Genomic DNA, 14,606 nt, shown 5'->3' with positions numbered 1-14,606 from the left:
AACAATCGCGGGGAAAGTCAGGTGACCTTCCCCGCGAGTGGAAAAAGCAGGTTTTGGGAGGGGCTTATTTTGAGACGAGACGGGTTTTATAGATGACGGAATAGTCATTTTCGATTTCTTCAAAATTTGCTGAAAACCAGATTTCATCCTCAGAAATGAACTCGTAGGTAAAGCCTAAACTTATTGGTTTTTTGATCAGTGAGCTTAGTGATTTCCCATCGAAAAGAATGCTTCCGTTGGTATTGATCTGTTTCATTTTTTCAAAGCCTGCCTCCTGATCTTTTTCGATAAGTGCAAAAATCTCTTGATATTCCTCGTCAGTTAGACCTCGATTAAATTTAATCAGAAACCGTTTTTTTTCTGTTCGGTAGAAGGAATTGATCGCACCGACATACAAATCCCTAGCCTCATAGGGTCCGAATTTTTCGGCATCCTTTGGCTCCTTTTCAATAAATTCCTCAAATGGAATAGTGTATCGGGTTGTGGGAGTGTCCAACTGTGAAAAATGGTATCCATAAATAACCGGCTCATTTCTGAAGGCCACATAGAGCGAATCATCTTTGCTGGTTAGCGTAGTATTGTAGTTGACATTGAGAAAACTTTTCTCACCAGTACTAAATTTTGATGTTTTCGGAAAAGGAATCCCAGGAGTAAACTTTCCACTGCTTAGATCTAGCACTTCCACTCTTCTGACTTTAGTCTGAAATTCCCGGCCTTCTACCCCAAGTTCATTTGCTATCCTTCCTTCCAGAGGATAATAAATCTTTTTCTGATAGCTCACTAGGCTATTGTCATATTGATTAACAAATGAAGTCGTGGGGTTAAACTCAGGAGAAAAGGTCCTTGTAGCATCTCCTGATAAGGAGTAGAGATAAAAACCTTTCCACGACGGAATGATGATTTCTTCATCATTTAAAAATCTTGGTGGGCCTAATCTCCCTTCAGGGTACATTCCGGGGCCTTCTCCTTTTTTGCTGAATTTATGAATGATTGCCCCCTGAGAATCAGTTACAAAAAGCGTATCCGTTTGTTGATCGATCAGCAGAAAAGTGTTTCCATCCTCGGAGATATCCGCCAAATACAGATTCCCCAAATAGTCCACTACCAGCGAATCGTATATTTCAAACTCGAATTGCTGTTCAGAAAGAGGTTTTTCAGGAAGGGACTCTTCCTTTTGGCTGCAGGAATAAAAAATCAGGAGTGCGGCTGAAAATAGCCAAAGTTGGTTTTTCATTTTCTAATGAGTTTGAGTTGGTAAACAGTGACTACCTCAGGTTCTTCCTCCAATTGATTGACATTTTGCATCGCCCAAATCCTGTTTTGAGAATCCACTCGCACAATTCTGTATTTTGGAGACACGAGCTTTGGTTTGGTGAATTTATTCTGAGCATCTCTTACCATCCACTTTTGAGGATTCATGCGGTTGATTTCATTTCGACGTGAAGCTCTATCTTGTGTCAGAGGTGGCAAGTCCTCTTTTTTGATTCCAGAATAATACAGAAGGAGGTCATTATCGCCTACTTTAAAAATATTCGAAAGCTGGCCTTCATAATCCGTAGGTCCATCATAGTCCTCCTGACTGCCAAAAGGAAAACCATTTCTAAGTACAAACTTGTCAAAGGGGATTTTGGTGGCCTTTTGACGCAGTTGTGGGTCCATCAAATCCATATCATACAGCATCGAATCTGTAGGATGTGCATAAGTAAGCTGGCTGTTGGATATGGAAAAGGTGAGCGAAATGAGATTAAAAGCCATTCCCGAACTGAGGTAACGACTGTCGGGATGAAGAGGGGCAATAGGCTTGAATTCGAGGGTTGAAACCGGAATCAGATCCAATCCATTAAAATTTTCATAAAACTCCCGTTGATTGGGCGGATAGTCTGTTTGGGGATTGCCGGAAAAAGAAATCAAGGCCGGTCCTTCGTAGGTGTTGGCAGTCCGGAGGTGATCAAAGCCGACGTATATCATGCCTTTTGGAGGATAGGGGCGATTCAAGCGGCTTAAAAAATTGAACTTAAGGTCATATGAATAGATGCCTCTTCTACCTTGAATGAGAATGGAATCTCCCGAGAAAATTGCTCCAGAACAAATCCCGCCAAAACCGGTAGGGGCATCTTTGGGTACATCTAAGCGATGAAGGATTTCTCCATTCTTATCCACCAGAATCATGGGGGCGTTTTCTTTCTGCACATTAAAAAGAAAAAGTCCACGTTCCGGATGGATATCCATCAAATCCAAACTCTCCAAGGACTGAATTTGAAGGGAATCCACGATTTCTAATTCCCAATCCGATGAGCTCAGATTTGAATTTCGATCAGAAGAATTACATCCCCAAATGACCAAAGCGAGGGATACATTTAGTACTTGTAAAAAATGCTTCATTTCTTGATTTTTTCTTAAGAAAATAAATCAAGAGTGAATATTCAAATGGTTCACTAATAATTAATTCAATAATCTTGTTTTTCCATCTGCTGATCCAGTAGGGCCTGCTGCTGTAGCAAGCCATTTAAAGTCCGGGTATAGTTTCTTCCTTTTTTGAGTCCAAAGTCCGTGTAGGCACGGCCTGCCCATTCTTTTGCCAAATCAAGAGATCCCAATACTTCATAGCCTACACCGATATTGTAGGCAAGCATTCCCCCGCTTTCTTCATCTGCCCCGGGCAAAGCGGCTTTCCATGTTTCAATCGCTTGCTCCCATTGATCTACTTCAGCGAGTCGGGCACCTTGAGCCACGGCTGGATTGGTTTTGGATTTGGGGAAAAAGCCTCGGTTAATCTCCGCATACATCGGAGCAATCTTGGTCGCATAGCCCGCACCTGCCATTTCTCCTACGGCTCGGGCAGCATCTGCTTTGGAGATCAAAAGAGCCAAGGCCTGAGCTTTGGTTTCTCCCTCTGCCGACCAGAGGTTTTTCTTTTCAAAGCGCTGCTGATCTATCATATTCCGATCCTTGGGATCATACAGACGGAATCCTGCGCTGACATTGGCCACGCCTTCGACATACCAGCCCTGCACCTCGATTTGTCGGGAGGTTTTGCCTTCGGTCACCGTCTTTTTGATCAAGCGCTGCTGATCCGTGACTACGAAATCTGAGCTGAAATTTTCCAAAGTCAAAACCGCATCCGCATCATATCGATTGGCGAGTTGCTCCACCGTGTACCAATCCAGCGGATTGGGGAACATCTGTCCGAAAATCCCACCCGGAAGGCGCTCGGTGGCTCTCACGATTTGAAATCTCGGGGAGGAATTCAGACTCATTTGCAGGGAGGAGAGGGTAGCCTGTACAGCATTCCGAACCTCAAATGGGAGTTCACCAGTGATGATCCCTTCGATAATGGCCAGGCCTTCGCTTTGAGGCTTGGTCCGATCTACCAAAACTATTTTCTGTACATGGCTGGGTACAGTGACTGGAGCGGGTACCAGTCGGGTCATCGTGACATTTTTGGAGCAACCACTTGCAAACAGCAAAATGGCAGCGAAGAGTACTTTCAACGTGTTTTTGAACGAAAGGCAAAAATTCATAGATGGGGCTTTAACTGGGACGAAGTTAGTACGAATAAAAAAATCCACGGTTTCGCGACCGTGGATTTTGATTCAAAAGTGCTGGGTGATTAGCCGATTAGATTTCCTTCCTCATCCCATTCCGCTACTTTACCACGTTCCTCTGGCTTTAGGTAGATACTTAGGTATTTTTCGGGATTGGAGAGGCCATGTTTATCAAGGACATTTTGCGGGACTCCATCCCAAACGTTGGGTTGGTTGCCCATGTAGCCCATGTATTTCCAGCCAGCCTCGGTCGAGAAGTAGCCCGAGCATGTCAGATTTCGGAGCATATTAAACCATCGAACGCCACCTGAATAAGCCTCGGTGGCTTTTTCAGGCCAAGCGACCAAGTCCACGATTTGGATAACTTCTTCCTTGGTGAGGTCATTGAATTTTTTCCCAAATAACTCATCTGCCTCAAAGTCCAGCCACATCAATCCACCTCTCATCGGTGTCTGCATACCAGGCTGGTCTTTCATCATAAACTCGATAAAATCCGGAACCTTCAGTTCGGTAGCCGAAGGAGACTCGGAATCCGCCGGCATGATGATGTCTACGAGCGTATTCAGCTTTTTCATTTCCTCTTCCGTGAAAAAACTCTCGGAAAGCAACTTGGCATCCCGAGCTTTTTCCTCCTCGGTTCTTCCTCCGGGAGTGCCACCAGTCATCACCTGACCTTGGATCGCGACCTGCTCTGGTTCACATCCGGTCAACAGCAAGCCCGCTCCCACGGAGCCGGTAAAGAGCAGTTTTAGGTTTTCTCTTCTGTTCATGGCTTAGATGTTTTTCTGTTTTAGCTGATCGACAATGTAATCTGAAGTTCTCCAAGAAAGCGCCAGAATGGTCCAGGTTGGGTTTTTATCAGCCTGTGATACAAATGGTCCTGCATCCACCACAAATACGTTTTTGCAATCGTGTACTTGGCAGTTGGAGTTGACCACAGAGGATTTGCGGTCATTTCCCATTCGGGTGGTACCTACTTCGTGGATGATTCTACCCGGGGCGGCGAGTCCGTACATGGTCTCTGGTCCGGGTTTTTTTCCTAGAAGAATGGCTCCGGCATTGGTCAGGATTTCTTCAAAGGTATCCTGCATGTGCTTGGCCTGTTTGATCTCCTGATCGGTCCATTTGTAGTGGAATCGGAGTACCGGAATGCCGTATTTGTCGACTACGTTCGGATCGATTTCGCAGTAGTTACTGTATTGAGGGATGCTTTCCCCACGGCCGGACATACCCAAAGTAGAACCGTAAATTCGCCGAATGTCTTTTTTCAGTCCTTCGCCATAGCCCCCACTTGGACTTGGGTTCCCAAATTCATCCTTGAGGTATTTACGCATGCTGTCCATGCTGCCTCCCGCTCCGTAAGATGGCTGACCCATGCCGCCCCAGTATTCGATATGATATCCGCGGGCAAAGTCCAGCTTTTTGTTATCCAACCACCAAGGTGTGTACATGTGCATGCCACCGACGCCGTCTTCGTTATAGCGCTCTCGGTCGATCAGGTCAGGCATGATACCCATTCGGTCTGCGCCTGTGGAGTCATGGAGATATCGACCAAGAACACCTGAGTCTGCCCCGATTCCGTTAGGATGCACTTTGGATTTGGAGTTCATCAGGATACGGGAGGATTCACAGGCAGAAGCACCCAGCACGACTACCCGGGATTTGAGCTTGTATTCTTTCATATCCACTTTGGAAACGAAAGAAACGCCAGTTGCTTTCCCGGTGTCGTCGGTGGTTACTTTTCTCACCATGGAGTAGGTGAAAAGATCTACTTTGCCCTTTTTCATTGCAGGGTGAACCAAGCAAGTTCCAGCAGAAAAATCTGCATAGGCTTGGCACGCACGATTACACTGATTACAGAAAAAGCATACCCCCCGTTCATTGTTGATCGGACGGGTCAGCATGGAAAGCCTTCCCGGAATCATCGGGATATTGGCCTTGTCAGCGCCCCGTTTGATATAGAGTTCGTGAAGTCTAGGTTTCGGCGGTGGAAGAAAAAAACCGTCTGGTTCGTTGAAAATGCCTTCTTTCGATCCAAAAACACCGATTAATTTATCTACCCGGTCGTAGTAAGGTTTCAGGTCGTCGTATCCGATCGGCCAGTCATGACCCATCCCATCGATGCTGGCACGCTTGAAATCATTGGGGCCAAAGCGAAGTGAAATTCTTCCCCAGTGGTTGGTTCGGCCCCCGACCATTCGGGATCGGAACCAGTCAAAGGAAGTTCCATCTTTACGGGTATAGGGTTCCCCATCGATATCCCATCCACCGATCGCCTGATCGAAATCACCAAAAGGGCGGATTCGGGTACCTGCACCTCTTCTTGGGGATTCCCAAGGTGGTCTGAGTTGGGTGCGGTCTTCGTCTTTGGCAGGGTCGAAGTCTCCTCCAGCCTCTACGACAGCCACGGAAAGACCCGCTTCGGAGAGGATTTTGGAAGCCATTCCCCCACCTGCGCCGGAACCCACGATGATCACATCATAGCTGTCCGGAGTTTCTTTGATTTGAAAGCTCATTTCCAAAAATTTTTATTGAAGTTGGAAATATAAAGTAAAAAAATTCTTGGTGGAAATGATTTTTGATCGAGTTATTCCTTAACTCTTTCTTGTCCCAAAGTCTAAATTTAAACGTTCAAATTCTACCAATTGCCTCTTTGCTCTTTCTGAAATTTGATTGGATCCATTTCAGGTTTAAGTTTGCCGGCAAGCTCTTGTAGAGTGGAAGGTTTTTTATCCAAGCGGATTTCTTGGGTTTTCTTACTTCTTGGTTTTCCCTTCATTGACAAGTTGTTAATCAATTTCTGATTCAATAAACGGCCAAACCGTCCCAAAGACGATTTGATGTCCCTCCTCTGTCGGGTGAATGCCATCCGGAAGGTTGAGTTCGGGATTTCCGGCTACCCCTTCTAAAAGGAATGGAATCAAGGTGACATTTTTCTCTGCCGCGACGGCAGGATAAATGGCTTTGAACTCATCGGTATATTCTTGGCCCATGTTGGGCGGAATCTGCATTCCTGTCAAAATGATCTTGGTGTTGGGGTATTTGCTTTTCACCTTGTCGATGATCGCAAGTAGGTTGTTTTTGGATTCGCTGGGCAAAATCCCCCTCAAACCATCATTTCCACCCAGTTCCAGGACAAAAATGTAGGGTTCCTCTTCTAAAAACCAATCCAACCGGCTCAAACCACCCGCGGTGGTCTCTCCACTCAAACCTCCATTGATCACTTTGAATTCTTTCCCCAGACTATCCAATCTTGCCTGAACTAATCCCGGAAATGCATCCTCCGGGTCAATACCATATCCCGCGGTGAGACTGTTTCCAAAAAACAGGACAAGTTTTTGCTCTGATTTTTGGCTTACAGCCGTGCTGTCAGAATTGGTTTGATTGGTCGTCTCAGGGCTGTTTCCTCCGCAGGAAACAAACAAGAAACTTACGACTACGAGGGTAAAAAATGAGGCAATCCGGAAATGAATCTTCATGGTTAAAGGGATTTTGATCTATGAAAGGATTTCAGCCCAAAAGGTTTAAAACCCAGCGTTCAAAGTTGGAAAATATTCTGCAAAAATTCCTTTTTCCTCGTTGGTCGAGCAAATCTCCCCGTCTGTCGAGTCCATCTAGTGCAACCCAAGGAATTTTATTTTCTTTACGTGGGTTCAACTGGCATGTCCTGAGTTTTTTAACCAATCAGGCTCTTAAGCGTTTGAACTTTCTATTGTCTACTATTTGACTCCATGAGCATACTATCCATCCAAAACCTAAGCAAAACCTACCAAAGTGGCAGCCGCAAGCTGACCGTCTTGGAAAATGTCAATTTTGAAATTCAAGCCGGGGAGACGATTTCCATCGTCGGACCCTCAGGAAGCGGGAAAACTACCCTTCTGGGTCTCTGTGCCGGGCTTGATTCCGGATCCACAGGCTCGGTAGTACTCAATGGCCAAGCTTTAGAAAAGCTTAATGAAGATCAGCGCGCTGCTGTCCGTAACAAGGATGTTGGATTCATTTTTCAAAACTTCCAGTTGCTGCCTACGCTGACCGCCTTGGAAAATGTAATGGTACCATTGGAGTTAAAAAAGCGGAAAGATGCTAAGGAAAAAGCGCTTGAACTACTCGAAAAAGTTGGGCTGAAAGACCGGGCTACCCACTATCCCACCCAGCTTTCGGGGGGGGAACAGCAGCGGGTTTCGATCGCCCGGGCATTTGCGAATGAACCCAAAATCCTTTTTGCAGACGAACCCACCGGAAACCTCGATACCGAAACCGGGGAAATGATCGAAAAACTGATTTTTGACCTGAATACCGAAAAAGGAACTACGCTGGTGCTGGTTACGCATGATCTCGAGTTGGCAGCCAAAACCCGTCGAATCATCCATATCAAAGGAGGAAAAATACAGGAGGACGCTCATGCCTGATTTCAATTGGATTTTGAAAATGGCGATGCGGGATTTTCGGAAAAATCTCTCCCGCCTGTTGCTTTTCGTCTCCTCGATTGTCGTCGGCATCGCCGCTTTGGTAGCGATCAGCAGTTTTGGGGAAAATCTAGTCAAAGACATAGACAATCAGGCCAAAGAGCTTCTCGGGGCTGATTTGGTGCTGGAAAACAACAAGCCTCTAGGGGATCAGGCCTTGGATTCTGTAGCGATTCAGCTGGCTTCAGAAGTCAATTTTGCCTCCATGGTGGCTTTTCCCAAAACCGATGCCAGCCGACTGACTCAGGTACGGGCCTTGGAGGGTGATTTTCCTTTTTATGGAAAGCTGGAAACCATTCCTTCGGAAGGCGATGCAGATTTCCGTAGCGGTGGCAAAAAAGCTCTGGTCGAAAAGACCCTTATGGCTCAGTTTGATGCCCAAGTAGGGGACTCGATCAAAGTCGGATCGGTGATGTTCCGAATCGTGGGCGAACTCCAGAAAGTCCCCGGTCAAACAGGAATCACAGCCACCGTAGCGCCGGCGGTGTACATTCCGATGGCCTATCTGGAAGAGACAGGATTGGTGCAGTATGGTAGCCGGGTAGAGTATAATAGATACCTTCAGTTTGCCTCAGGCACCAATGTGGAAGAGCTCATCAAGCCATTTGAAGATCAATGGGAGATGGATCGAGTCGATGCCGATACGGTGGAGGATCGCAAACGAAGCACGGGAAGATCATTCGGAAATCTTTCCAATTTCTTGAGCCTTGTAGCCTTTATCGCTTTGCTTTTGGGCTGTGTTGGCGTGGCATCTGCCGTGAATGTTTTTGTGAAGGAAAAGCTTGCATCCGTTGCGGTGTTACGATGTCTGGGAGTTGCTTCTCTTGATGTATTGCTCATCTATCTGGTCGAAATCGTCGTGATGGGACTTTTCGGAGCCTTGATCGGATCGATTTTGGGAACCTTACTCCAATTTATTCTTCCGGCGGTTTTTGCAGATTTTCTTCCTGTAGAAGTCACGGTAGGGATTTCCTGGGTGTCGGTAGGATTTGGTATGATTACCGGGCTATTTGTTTCGGTCTTGTTTGCATTGTTGCCTTTGTTGAAAGTCAGAAATGTGTCTCCCATGGCCACTTTACGACCGGAGACCGCAGATTCCACCTTGCTTAAAGACCCGGCCCGCTGGGCGGTGATGGTGGGGATTTTATTGTTCATCTTCGGATTTAGCTATTTCCTGCTCAAGCAGGTGACCTGGGCTTTGGGTTTTACCGGTTTTGTTTTGGTGGCTTTTGGGGCGCTCTGGGGAGTTGGGAAGTTGATTATGTGGGCAGTGCGTAAGTTTTTGCCCATTTCGCTCAGCTATCCTTGGAGACAGGCTTTGGCAAACTTATATCGGCCAAACAATCAGACCATTTCCCTTATCGCCACGATTGGTTTGGGTACCGCAATGATCAGTACCCTCTTTTTCCTTCAGAATCAATTGCTCGAGGAAGCCAAGTTTGCCGATAAAGAAGATCAGCCAAATATGCTGATGTTTGATATTCAGACTCCCCAACTTGCCGATGTCAAGTCCAAAGTTGTGGATCGCAAGATGCGGATCATTCAGGAAGTGCCCATCGTAACCATGCAGCTCAATGAGATCAATGGAATCGACAAAAAGGAAAATGAGGAACTGCCCGATGAGGAAAACTACAGCCGATGGCTTTATAACAGAGAGTTTCGAGTGACCTATCGGGATACCCTGATCAAATCAGAAACTTTGACTTCTGGTGAGCTGATTCCGCTTGGAGCGAGAGGAGACAGTATTTTTGTTTCGCTTGAAAAAGGCTTTGGAGAAGGGAACAAAATGAAGCTTGGAGATGAGTTGATCTTCAATGTGCAGGGAAGGCCGATCAAAACATATATCGGGAGCTTTAGGGACGTGAAGTTTAATCAAGTTTCGACCAATTTTCTAGTCTTGTTTCCGGAGGGAGTTTTGGAACAGGCTCCGAAATTCCACGTGATTATCACCAAGACTCAAAATGACCGCCAAGCCGCCGATGTGCAGTCGGAAATCGTTCGGGAGTTTCCGAATATTTCGATTATCAACCTGGGAACTATTGTGGAGACCTTGGAAGATATCCTGGGCAAAATCAGCTTTGTGATCCAGTTTATGGCTTTTTTCTCCATTGCTACGGGGATTTTGGTGCTGATCAGTTCGTTGATCATCTCCAAGTATCAGCGGATGCGCGAAAGTATTTTGCTCCGCACCTTGGGAGCGAGTTCAGGAATAGTTCGCGTCATCAACACCCTGGAATATTTCTTTTTGGGAAGCTTGGCTTCGCTTTCCGGGATTTTGCTTTCGTTTATGGCCACTTTCCTTTTGGGAGAGTTTGTCTTTGAGATGAATTTCAGCTTGGTCTGGAAGGAAGGGTTGATCATTTATTTAGCAATCACCGGACTGACGATTGTGTTGGGTTGGCTGAATGGGCGTCGAATCATCAATCAGCCTCCGATGGAGATTTTGAGAGGGAATGGATAAAGATTTTAATCGATAAGTTAAAAAGTAAGGAATGAGCCTCCGGTTTTGGGGGCTCATTTTTTGTGATTGAGTAGCGAGTTTTTCAAGAGGCTGGATTTTTTTGAATTTGTTTTTATCTTCCGAGAATAACTCTAAGCCCATGAAAACCAATTTGTCAGAAAGTGAAAAGGCGCCTCTCCAATCGATAGAAGAATGGGAGGATGATTTGCTTGTCCGATACCCTGAACCAAAAAGCAAGCAGGCAAAGGCAAAAGATGATTACCGAAACTATCACGATTCCGAGCGTGTCAATACCGTAAGGGAGTTTTATAAGCTGAACCATACCTATCAAACCTATGACTTTGTGGTTGAGAAGGAAAAGGAGTTTTTGAAGTTTGAAAAAAAGGAAATGCCCTTCTGGGATGCGGTTAATTACCTAAACACCCTGGTAGATGATTCTGATCCGGACACCAATCTTGATCAGTTGCAGCACTTGCTTCAGACCTCAGAGGCCATTCGGGCTGATGGTCATCCGGATTGGTTTGTTCTGACTGGGTTTATTCATGATTTAGGAAAGGTACTTTGTCTCTTTGGCGAGCCACAATGGGCAGTCGTTGGTGACACTTTCCCGGTGGGTTGCCAGCATTCTGATCGAATCGTATATCCTGAGTTTTTCGCACTCAATCCTGATTCTGCCGATGAGCGATTCAATACGAAGTATGGAGTTTATTCCCACCACTGCGGATTGGATAACGTGAAAATGTCTTGGGGCCATGATGAGTACCTTTATCAGATGTTCAAAGATTATTTGCCCGAGCCAGCCCTATACATGATTCGGTACCACTCTTTTTATGCACAGCATCGGGAAAATGCCTATGATCACTTGCTCAATGATCTTGATCGGGAGATGTTCAAGTGGGTGGATAAATTCAATCCTTACGACTTGTACTCCAAAGTGCCTGTGCCGCCTGATGCCAAAGCGCTCAAGCCTTATTATGAAGACCTGGTGGCCAAATATTTGCCTTCAGTGGTCAAATTTTAAAAAACTGACAATTTTCTATTCGGGGGATGATGATTTCATCCCCTTTTCTATTTACCTCACCCAATCTAGCCTTCTTATACATGCTTACAGTTATCACCTTTGTAGGCTTCACCCTGCTTGTAGCCTTTTTTTCTTGGTATAAACTCCGAAATGAGAATCTCAAATCCCGTGAGGGATATTTTTTGGGAGGAAGGAGCTTGACAGGAAGGGTGATCGCAGGATCAATGATTTTGACCAATATTTCCACGGAGCACCTGATCGGGATGAATGGTTCGGCCTATAAAAACGGCATGATCATCATTGCTTGGGAGGTTACCTCCGCAATTGCTTTGGTGATTGCTGCCCTTTATTTCTTGCCTATTTACCTCAGAATAGGCCTGGCAACTATCCCTCAATACCTAGCCTATCGCTACGATGAGACCACCAAGACGCTTGTTTCCATTCTCCTCATGCTTTCGTTTGTGCTCACTTTGCTTCCCATCGTACTCTATACTGGAGCCATCAATCTGGAGAGTTTGTTTTCTGTATCTGAAGTATTTGGTGTCAGTCGCGCTCAGGGTATTTGGATTTCTGTTTTGGCCATAGGAGGGATCGGTTCAGTTTATGCCATTTTGGGAGGGCTAAAAGCCGTAGCATATTCAGATACAATTAATGCTATCGGACTAGTCATAGGTGGTTTGGCTGTCCCGGTTTTTGCCCTTTGGGAAATCGGAGGAGGAAATATTGGAGAAGGAATGGCCAAAGTGTATGAAACTGTTCCTGAAAAATTCAATGTCATTGGATCAAAAGATTCAGTACTTCCATTTAGTACACTTTTCACTGGTTTGATGATCAATCAGTTGTATTTCTGGGGGATGAATCAGACGATTATTCAGCGGGCCTTGGGTGCCAAAAATATGGCAGAGGCTCAAAAAGGGCTCTTGTACACCGGAATTTTCAAGATTTTGATTCCTTTGATCATCGTTTTACCGGGAGTGATTTCCTTTTACTATTTCGGGGAGGAGCATTTTGATGATCAGGATATGATTTACCCGATTTTGGTGAAGAAAGTTTTGCCTGCCGGGATGATCGGTTTTTTTGCTGCGGTGGTATTGGGGGCGGTACTAAGCACATTTAATTCGGTGCTCAACTCGGCATCTACCATTTTCAGTCTGGACATTTACAAAAAGATCATCCGTCCCAACTCTTCGGAACTTCAGTTGGTGCGGGTAGGGAAATGGGTTTCCTTGATTTTGGCGATTTCGTCCATTTTGATTGCCCCCATGGTGGGCAATGCTCCAGAGGGACTTTATCAGCTCATGCAGCAGCTGAATGGGATCTTTTTTATTCCGATAGCTTCTATTCTTTTGACAGGCTTTTTTTGGCCGAAGATCTCAGCTGCCGGAGCCAAAGCAGGCTTGGCCGTGGGGCTGTCTTTTTACTTGCTCACCACCTTTATTTTCCAAGTAGATCTCCATTTTGTGCATGTTTGGGGGATTGAGTTTGTACTCAACCTGGTGGTGATGTATCTGGTAAGTTTAAAATATCCTGCAAAAGAGGAGAACCAATTTCCTTCGGGGCCACTCAATCTCCAATCTTGGCGATATGCCAAGCCCCTATCCGTTCTGCTATGCATTGTGACGGTATTGATTTATTGGTTTTTGGGGAGATAGGAGATTTTGGCTTTTAATAACTTTTCCAAAGTTTTGAACTTTGGAAAAGTTGGTACTCCATTCTCACACTACTATCCTTTTAATAACCCCAAAAACTCGATCAATCCAATCACTTCCGTTTCATTTTTGATTGGGAATCGGTCTTTCCCAGCATAAATAACCCATTTTTTGGTGGCGCCGATATTGGCACAGGCATTATGAAAGCCCGCTGAAAGCGAGGGTGCAATGGTTCTTTTTACCTCAATCGCCCACACTTCCTGGTTGTTTCTTTCCAAGATCAAATCAATTTCAGCTTGGTTGCTGGAGCGAAAGTAGCTCGGAGTCCAAGTGGAAGAGATCGTGTTCAGGATATTTTCTACCACAAAACCTTCCCAGCTGGCCCCTACGATCGGATGACCAAACAGCTGGTCAAAATTGTGAATACTAAGCAGGCCGTGAAGTAAGCCCGTATCTCGAATGAAAATTTTGGGTGTCTTGACCAGCCTTTTTTTGATGTTTCCCGACCAAGGTTGCACTTGTCTTACCATAAAGAAATCCTGAAGCGTGTACAAGTATGTTTTGACGGTGGTATGACTCACGTCCAGACTTTTACCAATATTGCTCAGATTGACCTGTTGACCATGAAAGTGGGCTAGCATGGTCCAAAATCGCTTCATCCGCGTGGAAGGAACCTGAGGTCCAAATAGCGGAATGTCTTTTTCCACATAAGTGGTGATAAAGTCTTGTCTCCAGTCCCAGCTTTCCAGATCGCTTTCAGCCAGATAGCTATCCGGAAATCCGCCTCTAAACCAAAGTTTTTCCACGCTGAACCCCAGGGGGTCATTTTGGTGGAGTTCATGGGTGGTGAAGGGAGTCAGTTCCAGATATCGGATTCTTCCGGCCAAGGTTTCAGATGACTGCTGAAGCAATTCTTTGGAAGCAGAACCCAGAAGGAGGAAATGTCCAGACTTCTCACCGGCACGCTTTCGGATATCGACCAAGCCTCGGATAATCCGAAAAAGGTCCGGCTTTCGCTGTACCTCGTCGATGACCAAAAGTTGGTTTTCAAATTGACGAAGGTAGCTTTCCGGGTCATCCAACTTGGCTAGGTCGGAATCCAACTCCAAGTCGAGGTAATGAACAGGCTTATCCAAAAGCGGTTTGGCAAACTCCAAAGCCAACGTAGTTTTGCCCACCTGCCTAGGTCCCAAAATGACCACCACAGGCATGGATTTCAGGCCTTGGATTAGCTTGTCTTCAAGTGTTCGATGGATCATAGGACTTAGGATTAACTTTCAATTTGCATGGTTTTATGTTCCAAATCATGTAATCTGAAAGTAAAGAGAATTACCGAATTCCAACTTTTCCAAAGTTTAAAACTTTGGAAAAGTTTCAGGCAGGTAAGGCTGAAAACAAAAAAAGCCCGCATTGCTGCGAGCTTTCTCGATGTATCCCAACCTGTCTACTAGGAAGTGCAGGTCT

The 14,606-nt window shown here is 45.6% G+C and carries 11 protein-coding genes; 4 read left to right on the top strand and 7 right to left on the bottom strand.

Annotated elements, in window-relative coordinates:
• Window positions 1-64: 64 nt before the first annotated feature.
• The 6 genes from CLV31_RS07800 to CLV31_RS07775 form a co-directional block, all read right to left on the bottom strand.
• Window positions 65-1,234: a hypothetical protein gene (locus CLV31_RS07800; protein WP_111392307.1), complete on the bottom strand. Its 1,170-nt coding sequence runs from the start codon at window positions 1,232-1,234 to the stop codon at window positions 65-67.
• Window positions 1,231-2,382 carry a hypothetical protein gene (locus CLV31_RS07795; protein WP_111392306.1) on the bottom strand — a complete coding sequence of 384 codons (1,152 nt, stop codon included), beginning with the start codon at window positions 2,380-2,382 and terminating at the stop codon, window positions 1,231-1,233. Before CLV31_RS07795 ends, CLV31_RS07800 begins: the two co-directional genes overlap by 4 nt.
• Before the next feature lie 65 nt (window positions 2,383-2,447).
• Window positions 2,448-3,521, bottom strand: a complete 1,074-nt coding sequence (locus CLV31_RS07790) for a DUF6340 family protein (protein ID WP_220084325.1) — start codon at window positions 3,519-3,521, stop codon at window positions 2,448-2,450.
• A gap of 89 nt (window positions 3,522-3,610) precedes the next feature.
• Entirely contained in the window at window positions 3,611-4,315 is a 705-nt protein-coding gene (locus CLV31_RS07785; protein ID WP_111392305.1) for a gluconate 2-dehydrogenase subunit 3 family protein, read from the bottom strand.
• Between the two features lie 3 nt (window positions 4,316-4,318).
• The gene (locus CLV31_RS07780) at window positions 4,319-6,061 is read right to left on the bottom strand and encodes a GMC oxidoreductase (RefSeq protein ID WP_111392304.1); all 1,743 of its coding nucleotides are present in this window, start codon (window positions 6,059-6,061) and stop codon (window positions 4,319-4,321) included.
• Between the two features lie 273 nt (window positions 6,062-6,334).
• Window positions 6,335-7,024 (bottom strand): arylesterase, encoded by a 690-nt coding sequence (locus tag CLV31_RS07775; protein WP_111392303.1) that lies wholly within the window; start codon window positions 7,022-7,024, stop codon window positions 6,335-6,337.
• A 252-nt stretch (window positions 7,025-7,276) separates the two neighbouring features.
• On the opposite strand from CLV31_RS07775, the gene CLV31_RS07770 reads away from it, so the two are divergent.
• From CLV31_RS07770 to CLV31_RS07755, 4 genes are all read left to right on the top strand, one after another.
• A complete protein-coding gene (locus CLV31_RS07770; protein ID WP_111392302.1) occupies window positions 7,277-7,954 on the top strand; it encodes an ABC transporter ATP-binding protein in 678 nt (225 codons plus the stop codon).
• Window positions 7,947-10,472 (top strand): ABC transporter permease, encoded by a 2,526-nt coding sequence (locus CLV31_RS07765; RefSeq protein WP_111392301.1) that lies wholly within the window; start codon window positions 7,947-7,949, stop codon window positions 10,470-10,472. Before CLV31_RS07770 ends, CLV31_RS07765 begins: the two co-directional genes overlap by 8 nt.
• 139 nt (window positions 10,473-10,611) lie before the next feature.
• Window positions 10,612-11,493, top strand: a complete 882-nt coding sequence (locus CLV31_RS07760; protein ID WP_111392300.1) for an inositol oxygenase family protein — start codon at window positions 10,612-10,614, stop codon at window positions 11,491-11,493.
• An 80-nt stretch (window positions 11,494-11,573) separates the two neighbouring features.
• Window positions 11,574-13,145, top strand: coding sequence for a solute:sodium symporter family transporter (locus tag CLV31_RS07755; protein WP_111392299.1), 1,572 nt, complete (start codon window positions 11,574-11,576; stop codon window positions 13,143-13,145).
• Between the two features lie 71 nt (window positions 13,146-13,216).
• On the opposite strand, the gene CLV31_RS07750 is transcribed toward CLV31_RS07755, so the two are convergent.
• Window positions 13,217-14,401 (bottom strand): ATP-binding protein, encoded by a 1,185-nt coding sequence (locus CLV31_RS07750; protein ID WP_111392298.1) that lies wholly within the window; start codon window positions 14,399-14,401, stop codon window positions 13,217-13,219.
• Window positions 14,402-14,606 lie beyond the last annotated feature (205 nt).

The organism is Algoriphagus aquaeductus, assembly GCF_003253485.1.
Lineage (GTDB): Bacteria > Bacteroidota > Bacteroidia > Cytophagales > Cyclobacteriaceae > Algoriphagus > Algoriphagus aquaeductus.
Note: the sequence above shows the minus strand (reverse complement) of the source record. Positions and strands in the feature narration are given on the sequence as shown.

Coding starts and splice junctions, on each gene's coding strand:
- CLV31_RS07800 (WP_111392307.1), bottom strand. CDS start 1,234: ATGAAAAACCAACTTTGGCTATTTTCAGCCGCACTCCTGATTTTTTAT.
- CLV31_RS07795 (WP_111392306.1), bottom strand. CDS start 2,382: ATGAAGCATTTTTTACAAGTACTAAATGTATCCCTCGCTTTGGTCATT.
- CLV31_RS07790 (WP_220084325.1), bottom strand. CDS start 3,521: ATGAATTTTTGCCTTTCGTTCAAAAACACGTTGAAAGTACTCTTCGCT.
- CLV31_RS07785 (WP_111392305.1), bottom strand. CDS start 4,315: ATGAACAGAAGAGAAAACCTAAAACTGCTCTTTACCGGCTCCGTGGGA.
- CLV31_RS07780 (WP_111392304.1), bottom strand. CDS start 6,061: ATGAGCTTTCAAATCAAAGAAACTCCGGACAGCTATGATGTGATCATC.
- CLV31_RS07775 (WP_111392303.1), bottom strand. CDS start 7,024: ATGAAGATTCATTTCCGGATTGCCTCATTTTTTACCCTCGTAGTCGTA.
- CLV31_RS07770 (WP_111392302.1), top strand. CDS start 7,277: ATGAGCATACTATCCATCCAAAACCTAAGCAAAACCTACCAAAGTGGC.
- CLV31_RS07765 (WP_111392301.1), top strand. CDS start 7,947: ATGCCTGATTTCAATTGGATTTTGAAAATGGCGATGCGGGATTTTCGG.
- CLV31_RS07760 (WP_111392300.1), top strand. CDS start 10,612: ATGAAAACCAATTTGTCAGAAAGTGAAAAGGCGCCTCTCCAATCGATA.
- CLV31_RS07755 (WP_111392299.1), top strand. CDS start 11,574: ATGCTTACAGTTATCACCTTTGTAGGCTTCACCCTGCTTGTAGCCTTT.
- CLV31_RS07750 (WP_111392298.1), bottom strand. CDS start 14,401: ATGATCCATCGAACACTTGAAGACAAGCTAATCCAAGGCCTGAAATCC.